The 21,662-nt window shown below is 71.0% G+C and carries 23 protein-coding genes; 10 read left to right on the plus strand and 13 right to left on the minus strand.

Annotated features, from left to right (window positions below; genetic code table 11):
• From ACFFNX_RS06705 to ACFFNX_RS06715, 3 genes are all read left to right on the plus strand, one after another.
• On the plus strand, window positions 1-257 hold a 257-nt coding region (locus ACFFNX_RS06705; protein WP_378196839.1), incomplete at its 5' end, for a (2Fe-2S)-binding protein.
• A 54-nt stretch (window positions 258-311) separates the two neighbouring features.
• The gene (locus ACFFNX_RS06710; RefSeq protein ID WP_378196842.1) at window positions 312-1,247 is read left to right on the plus strand and encodes a dihydrodipicolinate synthase family protein; all 936 of its coding nucleotides are present in this window, start codon (window positions 312-314) and stop codon (window positions 1,245-1,247) included.
• Entirely contained in the window at window positions 1,244-2,245 is a 1,002-nt protein-coding gene (locus tag ACFFNX_RS06715) for a proline racemase family protein (RefSeq protein WP_378196845.1), read from the plus strand. The genes ACFFNX_RS06710 and ACFFNX_RS06715 overlap by 4 nt, the downstream gene beginning before the upstream one ends.
• Here the strand turns inward: ACFFNX_RS06715 and ACFFNX_RS06720 are convergent.
• From ACFFNX_RS06720 to glgA, 4 genes are all read right to left on the minus strand, one after another.
• Window positions 2,242-3,093, minus strand: a complete 852-nt coding sequence (locus tag ACFFNX_RS06720; RefSeq protein WP_378196848.1) for a siderophore-interacting protein — start codon at window positions 3,091-3,093, stop codon at window positions 2,242-2,244. The genes ACFFNX_RS06715 and ACFFNX_RS06720 overlap by 4 nt on opposite strands.
• Before the next feature lie 107 nt (window positions 3,094-3,200).
• Window positions 3,201-3,779 carry a TetR/AcrR family transcriptional regulator gene (locus ACFFNX_RS06725; protein WP_378196851.1) on the minus strand — a complete coding sequence of 193 codons (579 nt, stop codon included), beginning with the start codon at window positions 3,777-3,779 and terminating at the stop codon, window positions 3,201-3,203.
• An 81-nt stretch (window positions 3,780-3,860) separates the two neighbouring features.
• Window positions 3,861-4,220, minus strand: coding sequence for an SPW repeat domain-containing protein (locus tag ACFFNX_RS06730; RefSeq protein ID WP_378196854.1), 360 nt, complete (start codon window positions 4,218-4,220; stop codon window positions 3,861-3,863).
• Between the two features lie 125 nt (window positions 4,221-4,345).
• Window positions 4,346-5,524 carry a glycogen synthase gene (gene glgA, locus ACFFNX_RS06735; protein WP_378196857.1) on the minus strand — a complete coding sequence of 393 codons (1,179 nt, stop codon included), beginning with the start codon at window positions 5,522-5,524 and terminating at the stop codon, window positions 4,346-4,348.
• 71 nt (window positions 5,525-5,595) lie between these two features.
• Between glgA and glgC the strand changes: the two genes are divergently transcribed.
• Window positions 5,596-6,831, plus strand: coding sequence for a glucose-1-phosphate adenylyltransferase (glgC, locus tag ACFFNX_RS06740; protein WP_378196860.1), 1,236 nt, complete (start codon window positions 5,596-5,598; stop codon window positions 6,829-6,831).
• Between the two features lie 35 nt (window positions 6,832-6,866).
• The gene (locus ACFFNX_RS06745) at window positions 6,867-7,145 is read left to right on the plus strand and encodes a helix-turn-helix domain-containing protein (protein WP_378196864.1); all 279 of its coding nucleotides are present in this window, start codon (window positions 6,867-6,869) and stop codon (window positions 7,143-7,145) included.
• Window positions 7,146-7,222: 77 nt separating this feature from the next.
• On the opposite strand, the gene ACFFNX_RS06750 is transcribed toward ACFFNX_RS06745, so the two are convergent.
• The 5 genes from ACFFNX_RS06750 to ACFFNX_RS06770 are packed head-to-tail and all read right to left on the minus strand — an operon-like array spanning window position 7,223 to window position 11,749.
• Window positions 7,223-8,083 carry an N-acyl homoserine lactonase family protein gene (locus ACFFNX_RS06750; protein ID WP_378196867.1) on the minus strand — a complete coding sequence of 287 codons (861 nt, stop codon included), beginning with the start codon at window positions 8,081-8,083 and terminating at the stop codon, window positions 7,223-7,225.
• Entirely contained in the window at window positions 8,080-8,661 is a 582-nt protein-coding gene (locus ACFFNX_RS06755; RefSeq protein WP_378196869.1) for a carboxymuconolactone decarboxylase family protein, read from the minus strand. Before ACFFNX_RS06755 ends, ACFFNX_RS06750 begins: the two co-directional genes overlap by 4 nt.
• Window positions 8,658-9,602: a DUF6282 family protein gene (locus ACFFNX_RS06760; RefSeq protein WP_378196872.1), complete on the minus strand. Its 945-nt coding sequence runs from the start codon at window positions 9,600-9,602 to the stop codon at window positions 8,658-8,660. The genes ACFFNX_RS06755 and ACFFNX_RS06760 overlap by 4 nt, the downstream gene beginning before the upstream one ends.
• A 19-nt stretch (window positions 9,603-9,621) precedes the next feature.
• Window positions 9,622-11,319: a thiamine pyrophosphate-binding protein gene (locus ACFFNX_RS06765; protein WP_378196875.1), complete on the minus strand. Its 1,698-nt coding sequence runs from the start codon at window positions 11,317-11,319 to the stop codon at window positions 9,622-9,624.
• Window positions 11,309-11,749 carry a carboxymuconolactone decarboxylase family protein gene (locus ACFFNX_RS06770; RefSeq protein WP_378196878.1) on the minus strand — a complete coding sequence of 147 codons (441 nt, stop codon included), beginning with the start codon at window positions 11,747-11,749 and terminating at the stop codon, window positions 11,309-11,311. The genes ACFFNX_RS06765 and ACFFNX_RS06770 overlap by 11 nt, the downstream gene beginning before the upstream one ends.
• A 304-nt stretch (window positions 11,750-12,053) precedes the next feature.
• On the opposite strand from ACFFNX_RS06770, the gene ACFFNX_RS06775 reads away from it, so the two are divergent.
• Window positions 12,054-13,439: an MFS transporter gene (locus tag ACFFNX_RS06775; RefSeq protein WP_378196882.1), complete on the plus strand. Its 1,386-nt coding sequence runs from the start codon at window positions 12,054-12,056 to the stop codon at window positions 13,437-13,439.
• A 28-nt stretch (window positions 13,440-13,467) separates the two neighbouring features.
• On the plus strand, window positions 13,468-14,478 hold the full coding sequence (locus tag ACFFNX_RS06780) for a cyclase family protein (RefSeq protein ID WP_378196885.1): 1,011 nt from the start codon (window positions 13,468-13,470) through the stop codon (window positions 14,476-14,478).
• A gap of 42 nt (window positions 14,479-14,520) precedes the next feature.
• Here the strand turns inward: ACFFNX_RS06780 and ACFFNX_RS06785 are convergent, their stop codons facing one another.
• Window positions 14,521-15,027 carry a universal stress protein gene (locus ACFFNX_RS06785; protein WP_378196888.1) on the minus strand — a complete coding sequence of 169 codons (507 nt, stop codon included), beginning with the start codon at window positions 15,025-15,027 and terminating at the stop codon, window positions 14,521-14,523.
• A 108-nt stretch (window positions 15,028-15,135) separates the two neighbouring features.
• On the opposite strand from ACFFNX_RS06785, the gene ACFFNX_RS06790 reads away from it, so the two are divergent.
• Both ACFFNX_RS06790 and ACFFNX_RS06795 read left to right on the plus strand, forming a co-directional pair.
• Window positions 15,136-15,540, plus strand: a complete 405-nt coding sequence (locus tag ACFFNX_RS06790) for a nitroreductase family deazaflavin-dependent oxidoreductase (protein ID WP_378196891.1) — start codon at window positions 15,136-15,138, stop codon at window positions 15,538-15,540.
• Window positions 15,541-15,713: 173 nt separating this feature from the next.
• Window positions 15,714-17,630, plus strand: coding sequence for a GTP-binding protein (locus ACFFNX_RS06795; protein WP_378196894.1), 1,917 nt, complete (start codon window positions 15,714-15,716; stop codon window positions 17,628-17,630).
• On the opposite strand, the gene ACFFNX_RS06800 is transcribed toward ACFFNX_RS06795, so the two are convergent.
• Window positions 17,627-19,099, minus strand: a complete 1,473-nt coding sequence (locus tag ACFFNX_RS06800; RefSeq protein WP_378196897.1) for a flavin-containing monooxygenase — start codon at window positions 19,097-19,099, stop codon at window positions 17,627-17,629. The genes ACFFNX_RS06795 and ACFFNX_RS06800 overlap by 4 nt on opposite strands.
• A gap of 4 nt (window positions 19,100-19,103) precedes the next feature.
• A complete protein-coding gene (locus tag ACFFNX_RS06805; protein WP_378196900.1) occupies window positions 19,104-19,985 on the minus strand; it encodes a DUF6282 family protein in 882 nt (293 codons plus the stop codon).
• A 169-nt stretch (window positions 19,986-20,154) separates the two neighbouring features.
• Here ACFFNX_RS06805 and ACFFNX_RS06810 point away from each other — a divergent pair, with 169 nt between their 5' ends.
• Complete coding sequence (locus ACFFNX_RS06810) at window positions 20,155-20,886, plus strand: GntR family transcriptional regulator (RefSeq protein ID WP_378196904.1); 732 nt, start codon at window positions 20,155-20,157, stop codon at window positions 20,884-20,886.
• 16 nt (window positions 20,887-20,902) lie between these two features.
• Here ACFFNX_RS06810 and ACFFNX_RS06815 read toward each other — a convergent pair whose 3' ends face one another.
• Window positions 20,903-21,661: a carboxymuconolactone decarboxylase family protein gene (locus tag ACFFNX_RS06815; RefSeq protein WP_378196908.1), complete on the minus strand. Its 759-nt coding sequence runs from the start codon at window positions 21,659-21,661 to the stop codon at window positions 20,903-20,905.
• Between the last annotated feature and the right edge of the window lies 1 nt (window position 21,662).

The raw sequence follows: 21,662 nt of genomic DNA on the forward strand, positions 1-21,662 counted from the left end.
CGGACACGATCGTGTGCCGCTGCGAGGAGACCGGCTACGGCGCCCTGCGCGACGCCGCCCGGTCCGACGCGCCGCGGCTCGACGCCCGCGCCGTACGGCTCGGCACCCGTGCCGGCCTCGGCCCCTGCCAGGCGCGGATCTGCGGTCCCACACTGGCCGAACTGCTGGACACGAACCCGCACCACCGGCCGGTCGCCTGGCCGATCCGGCTCGGCGAGCTGGCGAACCCGCCCCACGAGACGGAGCACACCCCGTGAGGGAGCGGACCGCCGAACACCCGCACCTCATCACCCCCCGATGAAGGAGGTCTCGTGACCAAGCAGGTCAAAGGGCTCGGTGGCGTCATCGTGGCGACCGCGCTCCCCTACCGTGAGGACGCCTCCGCGCCCGCCGGGCTCGCGGTCGACCATGACCGGTACGCCGAGCACTGCCGCTGGGTGGTCGACAACGGCTGCCGGGGTGTCGGCCCGAACGGCTCGCTCGGCGAGTACTCCTCGCTGACCGACGAGGAGCGGCGCCGCGTCGCTCGTACGGCGATCGAGGCGGTCGGTGACCGGGCCGTCGTCGTGGTCGGCGTGCACGCGCCCGGGTCGCATCTGGCCCGGCACTGGGCGGAGCTGGCGGCCGAGGACGGCGCGGACGGCCTGCTGTGCCTGCCGCCGACGATGTACCGCGCGAGCCGTACCGACGTCGTCGCGCACTTCGAGGCGGTGGCCTCGGTCGGTCTGCCGGTCATGGTCTACAACAACCCGATCGACACGAAGGTGGACCTGACGCCCGGCCTGCTGGCCGAGATCGCGCAGATCGACAACATCGTCGCGGTCAAGGAGTTCTCCGGCGACGTGCGCCGGGTGCTGGAGATCCAGGAGAAGGCGCCGGGCCTGGAGGTCGTCGCGGGCGCGGACGACGTGACGCTGGAGGCCCTGCTCATGGGCGCGACCGGCTGGTTCGCCGGCTTCCCGAACGTCTTTCCCGCCGAGTCGGCGCTGCTGTACGAGCTGGGCGTCGAGGGCCGGCTGGAGGAGGCGCGGGACCTGTACGAACCGCTGGTGGCGGCGTTCCGCTGGGATTCGCGTACGGAGTTCGTCCAGGCCATCAAACTGGGCATGGACCGGATCGGAAGGTACGGCGGCCCCTGCCGGCCGCCGCGCGGGCCGCTGAACGGCGAGCAGCGCGCCCAGGTCAAGGCCGACATGGACCGCGCGATCGCCGCCCTGGCGAAGAAGCGCAGGAGGGCCGCCCGGTGAGATCGATCCGTACGATCAGCGCGGTCGACTCGCACACCGAGGGCATGCCGACGCGGGTCGTCACGGGCGGGGTGGCGCCGATCCCTGGTGCGACGGCGGCCGAGCGCCGGCGGTACGCCGTGGAGCACCTGGACGACCTGCGCCGCTTCCTGGTCGACGAGCCGCGCGGGCACGCGGCGATGAGCGGGGCGATCCTCCAGCCGCCGCTGCGCCCGGACGCCGACTGGGGCGTGGTCTACATCGAGGTGAGCGGCTTCCTGCCGATGTGCGGCCACGGCACGATCGGGGTGGCGACGGTGCTGGTGGAGACCGGGATGGTGGAGGTCACCGAGCCGGAGACCGTCGTACGGCTCGACGCCCCGGCGGGCCTGGTGGAGGCGCGGGTGGCGGTCCGCGACGGGCACGCCGAACGCGTCACGCTGCGGAACGTCGCGTCGTTCGCCCTCGGCCACGACCTGACGGTGAGCGTGCCGGGCCTGGGCGAGGTGCGGTACGACATGGCGTACGGCGGGAACTTCTACGCGATCGCCGAGCTGTCGTCCGTCGGCCTGCCCTTCGACCGCGCCCGCAAGGACGACATCCTCGAGGCGGGCCTGGCCGTCATGGCGGCGATCAACGAGCAGCGCATGCCGCGGCACCCGGCCGATCCGCTGATCGCGGGCTGCAAGCACGTGCAGTTCCTGGCGCCGGGCTCGGACGCGCGGCTGTCGCGCAACGCGATGGCCATCCACCCGGGCTGGTTCGACCGATCGCCCTGCGGCACGGGCACATCGGCCCGGATGGCGCAGCTGCACGCGCGGGGCGAGCTGCCGCTGGGCGCGGAGTTCGTGAGCGAGTCGTTCATCGGCACCCGCTTCACGGGCCGCCTCGTGGACACGACCAGCGTCGGCGGAGTGGCGGCCGTGGTCCCGGAGATCTCCGGCCGCGCCTGGATCACCGGCACGGCGAACTACCTGCTCGACCCGGCCGACCCTCTGCCGAACGGCTTCGTCCTCTAGGGGGTCGCGTTCCCGGCTTCCTCCTCCTCGATCTCGCGGTTCCACTCGCGCTTGCCGGCGCGCCAGCCCTCGTCGTCGGTGCCGTACCGCCAGTAGCCCGAGATGGACAGCTGCTCCAGCGGAATGCCGCGCTCGATGCGCAGGTGGCGGCGCAGGCGCTTGACGAAGCCCGCCTCGCCGTGGACGAACGCGTGCACGTCGCCGTCCGGGAACTCCAGCTCGCGTACCGCCTCGACCAGCGCGTCGCCGGCCGGCGCGTCGTCGCGGTGCAGCCACACCAGCTTCGCGTCGCCCTGGGTGATCAGCTCCTGCTCCTCACCCGGGCCCGCGACCTCGATGAACACCCGGGCCGGGGCACCCTGCGGCAGGGCCTCCAGGGACGCGGCGATGGCCGGCAGGGCGCTCTCGTCGCCGACCAGCAGGTGCCAGTCGGCCTTCGGCGACGGCCGGTAGGCGCCGCCCGGGCCCAGGAACAGCACGTCGTCCCCCGGCCGGGAGCCCGCGGCCCACGGGCCGGCCAGGCCCTCGTCGCCGTGGTAGACGAAGTCGATGCTCATCTCCAGCGCGTGCGGGTCCCAGCTCCGTACGGTGTAGGAACGCATGCGGGGCCACTGCTCGCGGGGCAGGTCGCGGTGGATGACGTCCATGTCGAACGGCTCGGGGTAGGTCGCGCCCGGCGCCGGGAACAGCAGCTTGACGTAGTGGTCGGTGAACTCGCCCGCGCCGAAGCCGGCCAGGCCCTCACCGCCGATGAACACGCGGATCATGTGCGGCGTGATCCATTGGACTCGCAGGACCTTCGCCCGGGTCACTTTTCTGCCCTTTCGGGCCGGTCTATCGTTCGCCATCGATGACTCCTCAATGGGTTGCTTAGGTCAACCTAACTCACGCCCCCTTGTGACAGGTTATCCGCTGCGAGCGGATGCGTCTCGGGAGTCACCGCGGTGAGCGGTCCCTACGCGGTGAGCCCCGCGCCGAGGAGTTCGGCGACGCCGGCGAGGTCGAAGGTCGGCAGGCCGACGTCACGCCAGTGCGCGTGGTTGAGCAGGGCGACGGCGAAGGTCGTGGCAGCGGCGGTCCGGCGGCCCTCGGGCACGGCGGGGTCGGGCAGCGCACCCTCGATGGCCCGGCGCACGAGGCCGATGAGCTTGGCGTTCACCTCGGCGAGCGCACCGCTGACCTCGGGGTGGGTGGCCGCCTCGCGGAACAGGATGAGCCGCGCCCCGGAGGACCGGGTGTACCAGACGTCGAAGTCGGCGGCCACGTTGCCCAGGGTCGCGGGGACGTCGCCCGGCACCACCTCCGCCTCCAGCGACGCGATCTGCTCGATCGGCACGCGGTCGACGAGGGCCAGCAGGATGTCGATCTTGCGGGCGAAGTAGTGGAAGACGAGCCCCTTGTAGACGCCGGCGCGCTCGGCGATGCGCGACGTGGGCGTGGCGTCGTACCCCTCCTCGGCGAAGAGCGCCTCGGCCGCGTCCAGGATGCGCGCGCGGCTGTCCTCGGCCGAGCGGACGCGTGAGGTGCCGGGCATGAGGACTCCTCCCCTGGAATACGACGAGGGGCCGGGCTGCCTGCCCGGCCCCTCGCCAGCGTACGTGTGTCGGTCGGGGGATCAGTGAGTGACGGCGCGGCGGTGCGTCAGTTCGCCGGTGGCGCCGACGCTGAGGCCGGCCAGCACGGCGATGACACCGACGACCCAGGAGGTCCACGCGGCACCGCTGTGCCCGGTGTAGGTGATCACCCAGGGGGCGATGAAGAGCAGGACTCCCCAGAGCGCGATCAGCCACTCCGTCACGGCACCGGCCGCGCGGGCGAGGGAGACGAGGCTCGTGACGACGAGCAGCGCACCCAGGACGATCAGCGAGGCGACGGCACCGCCTTCGTGCGTGGTGTCGACCCAGATCGGAGACAGAGCCGCGTACAGACCCGCGACCAACGCCACCCAGTCCTGCCATCGGGTCCAGGCTTTCATGAATGCCACCTCCGTCTCGTTTGACTGGCCGGACGGTCAATCACCCATGAATAACTGGCCGCCCGGTCAATCAATTCCGACAAGTCGGACGTGATGTACGTCACATTAGAGAGTGTGCCGGGGGCTCAGGTGAGCCGGGCGTACAGCTCCCGGGTGCGCTCGGCGATCCGCGGCCAGGAGAAGTGCTCGACCGCCCGGCGGCGGCCCGCCCGTCCCATCGCGGCGCGGTCCGGCGCGGCGACCAGCGCGTTGACCCGCTCGGCCAGGTCGGCGACGAAGCGCTCGGGGTCGACCGGCAGGCCCGTGCCGTCGGCGACCTGCTCGATCGGCACCAGCAGCCCGGTCTCCCCATCGGCGACGACCTCGGGGATGCCGCCCGTCGCGGTGGCCACGACCGGCGCCTCACAGGCCATCGCCTCCAGGTTCACGATCCCCATCGGCTCGTAGATCGACGGGCAGGCGAACACACTCGCGTGGCTGAGCAGCTGGACGACCTGCGGGCGCGGCAGCATCTCCGCGATCCACACGACGCCCTGGCGTTCGCGGCGGAGGCCGTCGACGAGCGCATCGACCTCGGCGGCGATCTCGGGGGTGTCCGGCGCGCCGGCGCAGAGTACGAGCTGCACGGACGGGTCGAAGGACCGGGCCGCCCGCAGCAGGTACGGCAGCCCCTTCTGCCGGGTGATCCGGCCCACGAAGACCACCGAGGGGCGGCCGGGGTCCACGCCGAACCGCTCCAGCACGTCCGTGCCCAGGTCGGGCGCGTACTGCGCCGTGTCGATCCCGTTGTGCAGCACCGTGACCCGCTCGGGGTCGACCTCGGGATAGCAGGCGAGCACGTCGCGGCGCATGCCCGCCGAGACCGCGACGACCGCGTCGGCGGCCAGGATGGCGGTGCGCTCGGCCCACGAGGAGATCGCGTACCCGCCGCCGAGCTGCTCGGCCTTCCACGGCCGCAACGGCTCCAGGCTGTGCGTGGTGACGACGTGCGGGACGCCGTGCAGCAGCTTGGCGACATGCCCGGCCAGGTTGGCGTACCAGGTGTGGCTGTGGACGAGGTCCGCACCGGCGCAGGCGGCGGCCATCTCCAGGTCGACGCCCAGCACCTGGAGTGCGGCGTTGGCCGACTCCAGGCCGCCGGGAACGCGGTGGCTGGAGACGCCCGGCTCGTCGCGCTCGGCGCCGAAGGCGTGCACCCGGACGTCGCAGAGCGCGCGCAGCTCCCGCGCGAGGTACTCCACGTGCACCCCCGCGCCGCCGTAGACCTCCGGCGGGTACTCACGGCTGAGCAGATCGACGCGCATGCCCAGTAGCGTAAAGCGAAAGATCCCGTTACGTCTGTTCCGGGGGTGACCTGGGCGGTTATCGTCGCTCCATGGCGACGCCTCAGGTCCTGTCCATGGTGCTGGCGGGTGGCGAGGGCAAGCGGCTCCTGCCGCTGACGGCCGACCGGGCCAAACCGGCGGTGCCCTTCGGCGGCATGTACCGGCTCATCGACTTCGTGCTGTCGAACCTGGCCAACGCGGGCTACCTGCGGATCGTGGTGCTGACGCAGTACAAGAGTCACAGCCTCGACCGGCACATCTCCCGTACGTGGCGCATGTCGACCCTGCTGGGCAACTACGTCACCCCGGTGCCGGCGCAGCAGCGGCTGGGCCCGCACTGGTTCGCCGGCTCGGCCGACGCGATCCTGCAGAACCTCAACCTCATCGAGGACGACCGCCCCGACCACGTCGTGGTGTTCGGCGCCGACCACATCTACCGCATGGACCCGCGGCAGATGGTCGACCAGCACATCGCCTCCGGCGCGGGCGTCACGATCGCGGCGATCCGCCAGCCGCTGTCGCTGGCGGACCAGTTCGGCGTCATCGAGACCGGTCCCGACGGGCGAAGCGTCACGGCGTTCCGGGAGAAGCCGAAGGACGCCGCCGGCCTGCCCGGCACGCCCGACCAGATCTACGCCTCGATGGGCAACTACGTCTTCGACACGCGCGCGCTCATCGACATCGTCAAGCGGGACGCGCTGGACACCATGAGCCGCCACGACGTGGGCGGGGACATCATCCCCAAGCTGGTCGAGGCCGGGCAGGCGCAGGTGTACGACTTCGCCGACAACCAGGTGCCCGGGGCCACCGACCGCGACCGCGGCTACTGGCGCGACGTCGGCACGCTGGACGCCTTCTACGAGGCGCACATGGACCTGATCTCGGTGCATCCGATCTTCAACCTGTACAACCGGAAGTGGCCGATCTACACGGGCCACGACCCGCTGCCGCCGGCCAAGTTCGTCTTCAACGAGGAGGGCCGGCGCGGGTACGCGGTCGACTCGATGGTCTCCCCCGGCGCCATCCTGTCCGGCGGCACGGCCGAGCGGTCGATCCTGTCGCCGGGCGTCCACCTGGACTCCGGCGCGTCGGTGCACGACTCGGTCCTCATGGACGGCGTACGGGTCGGGCGCGGCGCCGTCGTACGCAACGCCATCATCGACAAGAACGTGACCGTGCCCGACGACGCACGGATCGGCGTGGACCTGGAAGAGGACCGAGAGCGCTTCACCGTCACGCCGAACGGCGTCCGCGTGATCGAGAAGAACCAGATCATCCCGGGCTGACACCGATCCGGGCGGCCGACCGGACCGGCGGCGGCGTGGGCGGTGCACTCGACGTGCGCGCGGCGGTGGAGTGGGCCCGGCGCGCCCGCGGACCACGGCGGCGACCGTCGAACGGCCGGGCGGGACTCACCCCGGCCGAACGCAGCGTCGTACGCCTGGCCGCCGAGGGGCTCAGCAACCCCGACATCGGCGCGCGGCTGTTCATGAGCCGCAGCACGGTCAAGACCCACCTCTCCCACGTCTACACCAAGCTCGACGTCACGAGCCGCGCGGAGCTCGCCGCACTGGCCGCACCCCACCTCGCCGAAGACTGATCGCCTCCCGCTGTGGATCAGACCGGCGTCCGGCGGAAGCGCAGGCACGCCCCTGGCAACGTCCGTGGTCATTACATCTAGGGCAGGAGGCTGCCGTGGCCGCCGGCCAGGCTGATCTCGGCCACGTGCAGCCCGTCGTCGAACTCGTGGGAGGGGAACCGTTCCCAGATCCGGTGCTCGTGGAACGGGATGATCCGCCGGGTGTCCCCGGCGACGGAGGAGAGCAGGTCCTCGGCGAAGGCCAGCCAGCCGGTGGCGCTGCCGGTCGTCATGGCGATGGGCGCGAGGATCCCGTCGCCGTGCAGGCCCTCCAGGTTCTCGTACGAGTAGACGTTGTCGCCCGCGAACACCCAGTCGCCGTCCGTCTCGTTGGTGACCGCGACCACCTGGGAGCCCGCCGTGTGGGTGTCGAAGGCCGGGCGTACGGCGAGGCCCGGCTCGAGTTCGGCGGCGCCGTCGAGGTAGGTCGCGAGGCCCTCGCGGTCGCGCTCGGCCAGCAGTGCGGGCAGGCCCGGCTCGCACGACCGGGTCAGGTACTCGAAGCGGCGCGGCCGTTCCAGCGCGGCCTCGTACTGGGCGATCTCGCGCCGCTGGATGTAGACGTGGGCGTTCGGGAAGGCGCCCGTGCAGCCGGCGTGGTCGAAGTGGTTGTGCGTGAGGACCACGGCGTCGACCTGGGCGGCGGTGACACCGATCCGGTCGAGTACGTGCACGGGCGCGGCCCACCGGGTCCGGCCATACTTGTCGGTCAGCCGCCGGTACGTGGCCTCGTCGGCGAAGCCGTTGTCGACCAGCACGCAGCGATCGGCCGAGCGCACCAGGGCGAAGCAGTACGGCATCCGCCGGTGGCCCTCGTTCGGCTGCGCGGCGAACAGGTTGCTGGCCGGGAACCGGTCGACGTATCCGTACTCCAGGACCCAGATGGAGTGATCGCTCATCGGTCCGTCTCCTCGGGCGGCAGCAGGTCGAAGGCGGCCAGCTGGATCGCGACCATCGAGTAGTAGGCGACGAGGGTGACCAGCTCGAACAGCCGTTCCACGGTGAGTGAGACGACGGCCTCGGCATAGGTGTTCTCCCCGAGCCCGCCGGTGTCGAGCAGCTGCCGGGTCACGTCGTACGCGGTGCGTTCCTCGCCGGTCATCAGGTCCGGCCGTCGGCCGCCGGCGAGCGCGTCGAGGTCGGCCGGCGACAGTCCGGCGGCGGCCCCCGCCTTCACGTGGGCGTACACCTCGAAGGGGCTCCGGTGGTGGTGGCCGACCATGAGGATGACCATCTCCCGGAGGCGAGCCGGGAGCGTCAGCTCGTACCGGATCGCCGCTCCGAGGCGTTCGAGCGCGCTGCCGAGCGGTGGATGCAGGACCCAGGCCGCGGGCGGCCCCTGTAGCCGCCCCGAGGCGTCCACCAGGGAGAACGCGCTGGAGGAGGCCGCGCGGCGGCCGGAGGCGAACAGGTCGTACACGGCGCGCTGCTCCGGGCTCATGTCCTCGGGGCGCGGCGTTGTGAAGCGTTCGGTCATGAGGGGATCCCGAGGAAGGCGCGCGGGTTGTCGACGGTCATGCGCCGCAGCCGGTCCGGCTGCCAGCCGAGGTGGGCGAGTTGCTCCACGAAGATCCGCAGGCACTCGGGCTCGGCCGGGGCCCACCGGGAGAAGGCGTCGGTGCTGAGCACCGCGCGGTCGGGGCCGATCGCCGACAGCGCGTCGTGGACGTCGCGGATCGTGTGGTGGGAGTCGGGGTGCAGGAGCGGGCCGTTGCAGAACTCGACGTACGCGCCGAGGTCGGCGAGCTCCCGCAGCCGGTCCGCCTCGCGCGTGTAGTGGAGCGGGTGCGTGATCATCAGCCGCTGCCCGATGCCGGCGCAGTAGCGGGCCACCGCCTCGCTCTCCTCCAGCGACACGTGCCCGGTCGCCAGGGACAGGCCGAGGTCGCGGCACGCGTCGATCGCCTCGCGGGCCGGCCCGGTCAGGCTGCCGTCGGAGGCGAGCAGCGAGATCGCCTCGCGGCCGGCGTAGTCCGCGAAGGAGGGGGAGATCCGGCCGAGCAGCGTGGAGATGTATCCGCCACGGCCGACGTCGGCGGCCGAACCCCAGGTCGGCAGGAAGACGACCCGTGCGCCGTGGGCGGCGGCCAGTTCCACGACCGTCGCGGACACCCCGCCCATCGCGGGGTTGAGCGTGACGCTGCCGTAGACCTCGAAGCCGAGATCGGCGACCTGCTGCCGCAACCGCGCGGCACGGTCGGTCGTGATCCACAGGTGCGACTTGAGCACCCACCCGGCGATGCCGTACGCGTGCGCGAGCCGGATGACGGCCAGGTCGTCGCCGCGGTTGGGGAAGGCGGCGGACAGGTCGGGCTGGCCATGGACGTGCACGTCGACGGCGTCGCGGAGGAGCCGGTCGAACCCGTCGGGCAGCGCGGCCACGTCCAACCGCGCCGCCGAGCCGTGATCATCGGTCATCCGAACCTCCGTTGGGACCTCAGGTGACCGGGACCGGCGCCACCACGCCGATGTCGGTCCGCACGTCGATGACCGCGGGCCGGCCCGCCTCGACCGCCCGCTCGAAGGCGGGCACCAGGTCGGAGGGCTCGTCGACCGTGATCCCCAGGGCGCCCATCTCCTCGGCGATCCGGGCGAACCGGATGTCCTGGTAGGTCCACATCTCACGTGCCCGGTCGGTGGCCGCGCCGCCGTACGCACGGTCGAAGCCGCGCTTGCTCTGGTTGCCGCCGCGGTTGTTGTTGACCACGGTGATGGAGTTGATCTTCCAGCGGACCGCCGTCTCGATCTCGCCGAGGTGGTAGTACAGGCCCGCGTCGCCGGTGAAGACGAACACGGGCCGGTCCGGGGCGGCGGCCTTGGCGCCGATCCCGGCGGGGAAGGCCCAGCCCAGATGGCCGGCGCTGCGCAGGTAGTCCTGCCAGGGCGCGGTGACGTCGAAGAACTGCCCCATCCACATGCCCGCGTGTCCGGTGTCGGCCACCACGACCGCGTCGTCGGGTATGTACTCGCTGAGGTCGGCGCAGATCCGCTCCGGCCGTACGGGGACGTCGTCGCTGGTCAGCACCTCTCGGTACTTCTTGCGCCACGCGGCCTTGATCTGGGCGACCTCCTCGACCCAGCCGTCTCGCCCGGTCCGCGGATGCGCGTCGGCCAGCGCGATCATCTTGCGGAGCACCTGCCGCGCGTCGCCCAGCACCGCCGCCCGCAGAGGGTAGTTGCGGCCGAGGAACTCCGGGTCGATGTCGATCTGGACGGCCGGCGTGCCGACCGGAGGCACGGCCCAGAAGTGGGTCGTCATGCCGCCGGTCCTGGTGCCGATGAAACAGACCATGTCGGCCCGGCCGACCACGTTGTTGGCGCTCTCCCGCGAGTAGGTTCCGACCACCCCGGCCGACAGTGGATGCGTACCGGGGATGACGTCCTTGCCGTTCGCGGAGGTGACCACGGGGATCCGCAGTGTCTCGGCCAGGGCCACGAGTTCGCCGCCGGCCCGGGAGGCCCGTACGCCACCGCCGGCGACGATCACCGGCCGCTCGGCGGCGGCCAGCTCGCGCAACGCCGCCGTGACGGCCGCCTCGTCGGGCTCGGGGCGGAAGGGCGGCACGTGTGCGTACCGCGGCTCCACCAGCGGATCGAGCTCGGCCTCCTCCGCGTCGAGCTGGCCCTCGTTCCCCTGGACCTGCAAATGCACCGGCCCGGGACAGCCGGTCGTCGCGACGCGGAACGCGTGCCGGATCATGTCGGGGAAGCGGGTCACGTCGTCGATGGAGCCGTTGAACTTGGTCACGGGCTCGAAGGCCGGCAGGTCGTCGATCTCCTGGTACACCTGCCGGAACTTGGTCGCCGGGAGCCGTCCGCCGGTCAGCGCGAGCACCGGCGAGTGCGCCAGGAAAGGCTCCCGCAGCCCGGCCGCGAGGTTGAGCGCGCCGACCACCTGCGCCGCGCAGACGCCCACCCGGCCGGACACCCGTGCGTACCCGTCCGCCATGTAGGCGGCCGACTTCTCTCCGTGGGTGGCGATCCGCGCGATCCCGGGATGGCGGCGCTCCAGCTCGGCGAACGTCCGCCGCAGGATGGCGGGGACCATGAACACGTGCGTCACGCCGTAGCCGTCGAGCATGTCGGCCACCGTCGACGCACCGGACCGCACCGCCATGCCGGGCTCAGACGTCAACGGATCGAGTCTCTTCGGCTCGGAACTCCTTCAAGGCCTTCTCGGCGACGCGGAAGGACTCCAGGGCGGCGGGGGCGCCGCAGTAGGCGGCGGTCTGGAGCAGTACTTCCTGGATCTCGGTCTCGGTGCAGCCGTTGCGGCGGGCGCCGCGCACATGAACCGCCAGTTCGTGCATGCGGTTCAGCGCGGTCAGCATGCCCAGGTTGACGAGGCTGCGGGTGCGCCGGTCCAGCCCCGGCCGGGTCCAGATGTCGCCCCAGCAGGTCTCGGTGACATACTCCTGAATCGGCCGGGAGAACTCGGTCGCGGCCGCCAGCGACCGCTCCACATGTCCGTCTCCGAGCGTCTCGCGCCGCGCTCTCAGTCCACGCTCCAGCCGCCCGCGACCGTTCTCCATCACGCCCAGCTCCCATCCGGCCCACAGGGCCATGACCGCTGACACTGCCAGGGCCGGGACGGGACGTAGGGTCCGTCGCCGCCCGCCACCTGCCGTGCGGCCCAACCTAACCGTCTGATCGTCATACAATCAAGTGTCCCGCGAGTGTTGACATGAGATGTATGACGATCCTACATTTCGTGGAAGTTAACGACGGTCGCTCACCGCCCCCACCAGGCGATGTCCGCAGATCGTGATCCGCGAGTCCGGCTCGCGGATGTGTCCAAAGTCCGGCCCGCACCGCGAGATCCCGCTGCCGCAGGGCCGGGCCGCACTCGGGGGAGTAAGCGAGGAAGACATGGTGGCACGACCGACCACTGATCCGACCGAGAGCGACCAGAACCTCGTTCTCCGCCGACGGCGAGCGGTGAGGAGCGCGTACGCGGGATTCTTCATCGACTCCTTCGACATCTATCTGCCATCGGTGGCGCTCCTGCCGGCGATGATGTACTTCAGTTCGGGCCTGTCGTCCGACGCGGCGCGGCTCGTCACGGGCTTCACGTTCGCCTCGACGCTGCTGGGACGTCCGCTGGGCGCGGTGATCTTCGGTCACCTCTCCGACCGGCTCGGCCGCCGGCGCACCGGCTCGATCAGCATTTTCGGGTTCGCGGTGTGCACGCTGCTGATCGGCTGTCTGCCCGGCAGCGCGCAGATCGGCGCCGGCGCGGCGATCACCCTGCTGATCGCGCTCCGGTTCGTCGACGGGATCTTCCTCGGCGGCGAGTACACCGCCGCCACCCCACTGGCCATCGAGCACACCTCACCACACCGGCGAGGAATCATCGGCGGTGCGATCCAGAGCTCGTCGACCACCGGCTACGTCGCCATCGCGGTCTTCACCTATATCGCGCTGCACGTGGCGCCGGCCGGGAGCATCCATTCGGGATACGTGCAGTGGGGCTGGCGCATCCCGTTCTTCGCCGGTGCGATCATCGCCGCCGGGGTCGGTCTCTTCCTGCGCCGGCGTGTGGAGGAGTCCGAGGTGTGGCTGAAGGCCGAGCTGGCCAAGGCGCCGCTGCGCGACGCCTTCACCGGTTCCTCTCGCACGGCGTTCGCCCAGGTGTTCATCGTGATGACCGGCATCTTCTTCGGGACCAACATGCTCGGCTCCCTGATGCCACAGCTCCTGGCGGCCCACAAGGGCTTCAGCGCGAACCGGGTGACGCTGACGATCATCTTCTGCAACATCCTCGTACCGTTCTTCTACGTCATCGGCGGGTGGATGGCGGACCGGTACGGCCGTAAGCCGGCCATCATCGTGAGCGGAGTGGTCATGGCGGTGGTCCAGGGAGCGGCCCTGGCGATGATGGGCTCGATGAGGTACACCAACTGGACCGCGCTCATCGTCACCGCGTTCTTCGTGGCCGCCGCGACCGTGATGGCGGTCGGCATCATGCCGGCCTGGATCAACGAGCTGTTCCCGACCAGGGCGCGGTCCTCCGGCTGGGGCATCGGCTACAGCTCGGCCACGATCATCCCGGGTCTGTTCGTCTTCTACCAGACGGGACTGCTGGGCTGGATGCCGTACAACTACACGCCGGCCGTGCTCGCGTTCCTCGGCGGGGTCCTGGTCGTGATCGGCGGCATCATGGCCAAGGAGACCCGCGGGACGGACCTGGCCGCCGTCGAGTCCGGCGACACGCAGGCCGCAGGGCCGCCGGCCAGAGAGCTGCCCGTCACCTAGTCCGCGGTCATGACGAGAGGGGTTGCCGATGCCGGGTCACCGGATCGACGTGCCGACCTACCGTGAGCTGCTCGCCCGTACCGACGGGCCGCCCGGCTCGTCGTGGGGGGTCTTCGGCACGGGCGACCAGCTGGGAACGCTGAACTTCCTCACCCCGGAGACGGCCGTACGCGCCGCGGGGCTGGTCACCACCGGACGCGTCCACAACCTCGACTACCCGCTGAACACGTTCGTGCCGAGCATCGCCGGAACCCGGCCGGCGACCGAGCATCACATGTTCAGCAACAACCCCAACCACCGGGACGACTGGCTCGACCGGTTCTACCTTCAGTCGACCACCCAGATCGACGGCCTGCGGCACATGCGCCACCCGGAGCACGGCTTCTACGGCGGCGTCGCGGACGAGGCCGTCGACGTGGGCCGCCCGGACCTCGGCATCCAGCTCGTCGCCGACCGGGGAATCGTCGGACGCGGTGTGCTGGTCGATCTGCCGAGGTACTTCGACGCGGCGGGCCGGGCCTACGACGTCACCACCGACCAGAGGGTGACGCCCGCCGACCTCGACGCCGCGCTGGAGTTTCACCGGGTCGGCCTCGAGTCGGGCGACATCCTGCTGGTACGGACCGGCTGGTCGGAGCACTATCTGGCAATGACGCCGGAGGGGCGGGACGCCTTCCGCGCGAACGGCATGAGGGCACCCGGCCTGGGCCAGTCGACGGAGATGGTGGAGTACCTGTGGGACCACCAGATCGCGATGGTCGCGAGCGACAACGCGGGCGTCGAGGCCTACCCGGTCGACCCGAACTCGGGCTTCGTGATCGAGGGCGAGGCGTCACCCGAGCGCGGCCCGTCGCACAACGGCATGCTGCACCGCCCGCTGATCGCCCTGCTGGGCCTGCTGCTCGGTGAGTGCTGGAAGCTGGATGAGCTGGCGAAGGCGTGCGCGACGGACGGGCGGTACGAGTTCCTGCTGACCGCCAAGCCGTTGAACCTCATCGGCGGAGTGGGCTCACCCGCGAACGCGATGGCGGTGAAGTAGCCTCTGCGGACGGGGCTCCGGCGCCCTGGCCGGCCCGTCCGCCTAGGGAACGACGGTCACCGGCCAGCGGCCCGCGCGGACCAGGCGGGAGGCGACCGAGCCGATGAGCCGGTGGCCCGCCTGCTCGGACGAACCGACCACCACCATGTCGGCGTGGAGCTCGGTCGCCGCGTCGCGCAGCTCGACGAACGCGTCACCGCGCCGGACGACGAAGGTGATCGGCACGTCGATCTCGTCGGCGCGTTCGCGGATCTGGGCGCGCAGCTCGTCGATCAGCTCCCCGAACAGCTGCTCCTGTGCGGCGACCGCCGGTCCGGCCGACATCCCGGTCCACAGCGAGGGCGCCGCGACGTACACGAACACCAGGCGCGAGCGCTGGCGGCGCGCCAGCCCGGCGGCGTACGCGCCGGCTCGCATGGCCGTCGGCGAGCCGTCCACGCCGGCGAGGATCAACAGCGGACCGTCGGTGCCGCGCTCGAACACGCCCGGCGCCCACTCGGGTCCGTACTCCTCGACCAGCTGGACCGGCCCGGTCTCTTCGGCGCTCACGTAGCCAGTATCGATCAACAAAGGCCGTCGGGCGACCGGAGGGGCCGGGAAGTATCACGGGTGCCCGTTGGTTGTTCGATACCCGAGCTCAGATGAGGTGAGAGCCACATGCTGTTTGGCCGCGAACACGTCGAGCGCTATGAGGAGACCGATGGCGCCGAGGGACACGACTGGCAGGGGACGACGGTCCTGCTCCTCTCGACGATCGGCCGTAAGACCGGGCAGAAGCACACGACTCCGCTGATCTACCGCAAGAAGGGCGACGACGCCTACACGGTGATCGCCTCCAAGGGCGGCGCCGACAAGCCGCCGCTGTGGTACACGAACCTGCAGGCCAACCCGGAGGTCGAGGTTCAGGTCCAGGGCGACAGGTTCGCCGCGCGGGCCCGTACGGCGACGCCGGAGGAGAAGCCCGCGCTGTGGGAGGCCATGGCCGAGACCTGGCCCGCCTACAACGACTACCAGAAGAAGACCGAGCGGGAGATCCCCGTCATCGTCCTCGAACGCGTCTGACGCGACCGCCCCGCCCGGCTACCGGGCGGGGCCGCGTAAATCCCGTTGCCCTCCGTGGCGGCCACCTGGTGTAATCCCCGCGACAAGCCGCCGATCGATGGAGAGAGCAATGCGCCAAGCGTCCATGTCCACACGCAAGGGAGTTCTCGCCTACCTCAAGGACATGACGCTCGGTGTCAACGCTCAACCTCGGAATTCTCGCCCATGTCGACGCCGGTAAGACCAGCCTGACCGAGCGGCTCCTCTACGCCGCCGGTGTCATCGACGCGGTCGGCAGCGTCGATGACGGCAGCACCCAGACCGACTCGTCGGCGCTCGAACGCCGGCGCGGCATCACGATCAAGTCCGCAGTGGTGTCGTTCCGCCTCGGCGACCTCACGGTCAATCTCATCGACACTCCCGGCCACCCGGACTTCATCGCCGAGGTGGAGCGGGTGCTCGGCGTGCTCGACGGGGCCGTGCTGGTGGTCTCCGCCGTCGAGGGCGTGCAGGCGCAGACCCGCATCCTCATGCGCACGCTGCGCCGCCTGCGCATCCCCACGCTCGTCTTCGTGAACAAGATCGACCGCCGGGGCGCGCGGTACGACGACCTGCTGCGCTCGGTGGCCGGGAGGCTGACGCCTTCGATCGTGGCGATGGGCGCGGTACGCGGCCTCGGCACGCGCGACGCGGAGTTCACCCCGTACGGCCCGGCCGACGACGGTTTCCGCGCGGCCCTCGCCGACCTGCTGACCCGACGCGACGACGACCTGCTCGCCGCGTACGTCGAGAACGAGACCGCGGTCGCCCACGCGCGGCTCCGCGAGGCGCTCGCCGCCCAGGTGCGGCGGGGGCTGGCGCATCCGGTGTTCTTCGGCTCGGCGATCACGGGGATGGGCGTGGACGCGCTGACCGCCGGCATCCGTGAGCTGCTCCCCCGGGCCGGCGACGCCGCGGACGGCCCGGTCTCGGGCACCGTCTTCAAGATCGAACGTGGCGCGGCGGGGGAGAAGATCGCGTACGCGCGCCTGTTCTCCGGCACCGTGCGGGTGCGGGACGCGCTGCGGTTCGGTGACACGGGAACGGCGAAGATCACCGCGATCAGCGTCTTCGACCGCGGGGCGGCGGTGCCGCGCGGCTGCGCCGGGCCGGGTGACATCGCCCGGCTGTGGGGCCTCGGCGGCGTCCGGATCGGCGACTCGCTGGGCGACCCCCCGTCCGGCGACGCGGCCGGTCACTTCGCGCCCCCGACGCTGGAGACGGTGGTCGTGCCGCGCCGTCCGTCCGAGCGGGGCGCGCTCCACGCCGCGCTCACCGAACTCGCCGAGCAGGACCCGCTGATCGGCCTCCGGCAGGACGAACTCGGCCAGGAGATCTCCGTGTCCCTGTACGGAGAGGTGCAAAAGGAGGTCATCCAGGCGACGCTGGCCGGTGACTTCGGTCTCGACGTGGAGTTCCGCGACACCACGACACTTCACGTCGAGCGGCCCGCCGGTACGGGAGAGGCCGTGGCGGTCGGGCAGAAGGACCGCAACCCGTTCCTCGCCACGATCGGGCTGCGCGTCGACCCGGCCCCGGCGGGCTCCGGCACGCGTTTCCGGCTGGAGGTCGAGCTCGGCTGCCTGCCGTACGCCTTCTTCGCCGCGGTCGAGGAGACCATGCACGCGACGCTGCGGCGTGGGCTGCGCGGCTGGCAGGTCACCGACTGCACGGTCACCGTGACCCGGGCGGCGTACTTCCCCCCGGTCAGCACCGCCGCGGACTTTCGCGGTCTGACCCCGCTGGTGCTGACGACGGCGCTGCGGCGGGCCGGCACGGTCGTCTGCGAGCCGCTCCAGCGGTTCCACCTGGAGGCGCCCGAGGACACGTACGGCGGGCTCGCGCCGGTGCTGGGCCGGCTGCGCGCCGTGCCGCGCACGAGCGAGGTCCACGGCACGGTCCGCACGGTCGAGGGCGAGATCCCGGCGGCACGGGTGCACGAGCTCGAACGGCGGCTGCCGGGCCTGACCCATGGCGAGGGCCTGCTCGAATGCACCTTCGACCGGTACGCACCGGTCCGCGGCCGACCCCCCGAACACCCGCGCGGCGACTCCCGGCGGTCTCAGGCCTAGGGCCGGGCCCGCAGGCCGAACCGCGCGAACACCCGGGTCGCGACCAGGTAGGCGAGGTGGGTGCGCGGCCACTGCGTGACGTTCGCGCCGTCGGGTCCGTGGTAGTAGTTGTGGCAGCCCGAGTCCATGGCCGAGGCGTGCTTGGCGAGCTGCCGGTCGATCCACTCGACGTACCTTCGCTGCGCCCCCGGCCGGGTGTCCACGCTGCGTACGCCGCCGCGTTGCAGGCGGGCGACCGCTCTGACCGCGACCTCGGCCTGCCGTTCGAGCTGGGCGATGATGGACAGCCCGCCGTTGGTGTTCGGACCGTAGAGGATGAACAGGTTGGGGAAGCCCGCGACGGTGACGCCGAGGAAGGCCGAGGGCCGCTTCGCCCACACGTCGTGGATGCTCCGGCCGCCGCTGCCCTCGACCTCGATGCCGGCGAGAAAGCGGGTCGGCTGGAAGCCGGTGCTGAGGATCAGGACGTCGGCCTGTCGCTTGGTGCCCGAGTCGTCGATGAGCCCGTCCTCGGTCACGGCGGTGACGGCGTGCGGCACGAGTTCGACGTTGGGCCGGTTGAACGCGGCGTAGAACGTGGACGCGATGATGGGCCGCTTGCAGCCCCAGGGGTACTGCGGCGTCACGGCCGCGCGGGTGTCCGGGTCCTCGATCGTGGTGTCGATGAAGTCGACGCAGCTCTCCCGCATCCGTCGCTGCCGCTCGGTGCCCACGTCGAAGCCCTTGAACCTGCGCATGGACTGGTAGAACAGCCAGCCGCGGTGGGCTCGCTGCGCGAGTGGCACGTTGCGGTAGAACCACCGCTCGCGTGCCGTGAAGGGGCGCTCGCGCTTGGGCTCGATCCAGCCGGGCTCGCGCTGGTAGACGAGGAGGCGCCCGACCCTGGGCGCGATCGCGGGCACGATCTGCGCCGCGGTGGAACCCGTGCCGACGATGGCCACCGTACGGTCGGTGAGGTCGTGTTCGTCCTCCCACAACGAGGTGTGGAAGCGCGGGCCGCGGAAGGTTTCCAGGCCGGGCCAGTCGGGGTAGCGCGGGACGCTCAGCAGGCCGAGCGCGCAGATCACGACGTCGAACGTGAAGTCCTCGCCGTGCTCGGTGGACAGCCGGTATTGCCGGGTGTCCTCGTCCCAGGCCAGGTGGGTGACGCGGGTGTTCAGCCGGATGTGCTCGCGCAGACCGAACCGGTCGGTGACGTGCTCGGCGTAGGCCAGCAGCTCGGGCTGGGTGGCGTGGGTGCGGCGCCACTCGTACTTCAGGAAGGAGAACGAGTAGGCGTGCGAGTGGATGTCCACCTCACAACCCGGGTACCGATTGGCCCACCAGGTGCCGCCGACGCCGGCGGACTGCTCGAAGATGGTGAACTCGGCGGTGGTCCGCTGCCGCAGCTTGACGGCGGCGGCCAGGCCGCCGAAGCCGGCACCGATTATCGCGACGCGCAGGGGACGGCGTCGGTTCTTGGCGGCCATCCGATCAGTCCAGGCCGATGAGACGGGCGGGGTTGTCGCGGATCATCAGGCCGATGTCCTTCTCGGAGATCCCGCTGTCGAGGAGCCTGCCGATGACCTGGATGTAGGCCTCGACCGGCAGTGGGTTGCCCACCTGGCCGAGGTCGGAGCCGAGCGAGGTGTGCTCGGGGCCGATGAGGTCGATCCAGTCCAGGAGTACGGAGAGCGGGAAGATCTTGTCGTTGTGGTACATCGCGATCTCGTGCTCGATGACCGCGCCGAGCCCGGCCAGTTCGCGTGCCTGCTCGCGTTCCACGTCGACGACGTAGTTGGGGTGGCTGAGGACGAGCCGGTCATGGCCCGCCGACGCGGCGGCCTCGACGAGCGCGCGGGCGGCCTCGGGGCCGAGATGCCCGGTGGAGATGAGCGCGCCCGCCTCCTTGGCCTGCGCGATGATCTGGCCGACCTCGGGGCGCAGGTCGCCGTCGTCCCCGAAGATCGAGATCTCCTCGCTCTGCATCATGCCCCTGGGCTGGAAGTGCTTCTGCACCTCCTCGTCATGGGCGGCGTGGCACAGGTGCGCCGTCGAGGAGATGGTGGGGAACCAGATGACCCTGCCGCCCATCTTCAGCGACCGGTCGACCGCGTGCCGGTTGAGCCCGCCGACCTGGCTGTTGAGCGCGATCCCGCCGAACACCTCGGTGTTCAGCCCTTCCAGCAGCGGCGCCATCGAGAGCACGTCGGTCACCGTGTCGTGGTAGTGACACTTGACCACGATCGCGCGGAACCCCGCCTCGGAGGCCTGCCGCGCGGCCTCGGCGTGGGTGATCCGCCGCGGCATCGGCGACGGACCGGAGTGGCAGTGCAGGTCCACCGCGCCCACCAGCAGTTTCTCTACCGCGCCCATCCGCACTCCTTCACACGTGGGGAAGATTGTATGATCGTATCATTGTCATACGATCTGATCGCAACCCCTCCAGGGTCTGCGAGTTTGTCGGACCAGATGACAATCACCGGGGTCCTGCGCGATATCATTCGGAGGATGCTTTTGTCGGTTCATCGGACGGGATCAGGGCGTGGCTGACATCGCCAGCGGGCTGCGGGTCGAGCGGACACCGGCGCCGGTCCGGACTCAGGTGCTGGACAATCTGCGGCAGGCGATCGTGGAGCGGCGTCTTCTTCCAGGTCAGCGGCTCATCGAACGCGAGCTCGTCGAGATGACCGGGGTGTCGCGCACGTCGATCCGCGAGGCGCTGCGGGAGCTGACGGCCGAGGGCCTGGTGACGACGATCCCGAACAAGGGAACGATCGTGGCCAGCGTCTCCGCGGAAGAGGCCCGGCAGCTCTATGAGGTCCGCTCGACGCTGGAGGGCCTGGCCGGCCGGCTGTTCACGTTGAACGCCTCGCGGGCGCAGCGCGGCGCGCTGGCCAAGGCGCTCGCCCGGATCGAGCGGCTGGCCTCCCGCGGCTCCCCGCTGCTCGCCGCCAAGGACTCCTTCTACGACGTGCTGTTCGAGGGCGGTGGCAACGACGCCCTGCGCTCGGTCGTGGCCGGGCTGCACGCGCGGGTGAGCGTGCTGCGCTCCCTGTCGCTGGCCGTGGAGGGCCGCCCGGCGCAGAGCCTCGCCGAGTTGCAGGCGATCATGAAGGCGTTCGACGCCGGCGACGCCGACGCCGCCGCGGCGGCGTGCAGCCGCCACGTCGAGGAGGCTGGCCGGGTGGTGTTGCGGGCCCTCGCCGAGCAGGAGGCGCGGGAGGCCGAGCCGCCGGCCCCGGCGAAGGGCGCGCGCAAAGGCGTGTCCGCCTGAGCCGGCGCCCACCGGCTCAACCATCGGACCTGGCGAGTTCCTCGGCGAGGATCGGCACGCCGACGGTCGCGGCGTGGATGCCGACGACGCTCACGATCTCCAGCACCTCCATGATCTCTTCGGTGCTCGCGCCGAGGCGTACGGCGTTGCGCATGTGCAGCTTCAGGCCCGGGACGTACAGATGGGTGGCCGACGCGTCGAACGCGGTGTAGACCAGCTCCTTGACCTTGGGCTCCAGCGTTCCGGTCTTCCAGGGCACCGAGGAGAAGTCGACGTACGCCGCGAACAGTTCCGGGTCCAGCTCCAGCAGGCCGTCCCAGAACGCGTGCCAGTAGCCGCGGTTGGCCGTGAACTCGGCCTTCAGCTCCTCCTGCCGCGCGCTCAGCGGCGCCGGCCCGTCCCGCAGCCCTTCCTCTTCGAGCACCTCCAGCAGCAGGGGCACGCCGATGTTGCAGGCGTGGATGCCGAGCGTGCTGGTCAGCTCGAGCACCTCCATGACCTCGGCCGCGGTCGCGCCGTGGTCGAGGGCGGCCCGGACGTGCTGACGGATGCCCGGGGTGTAGAGATGCGTCGCCGCGGCGTCGGCGGCGATGAAGACGAACTCCCTGACCCTGGGCTCCAGATGTCCCTTGCGGAGGGGCACCGACGACCATTGGAGGTAGGCGTTCAGGAACTCGGCGTCCAGTTCGAGGATGCGTTCCCAGGACTCGCTCCACGTCCCGCGGACGGAGACGAAGGCGTCCTTGATCTCCTGCTGGCGTTCGGTCAGTGCCATG

This window comes from Actinoallomurus acaciae, assembly GCF_042429965.1.
Taxonomy (GTDB): Bacteria; Actinomycetota; Actinomycetes; order Streptosporangiales; family Streptosporangiaceae; genus Actinoallomurus; species Actinoallomurus acaciae.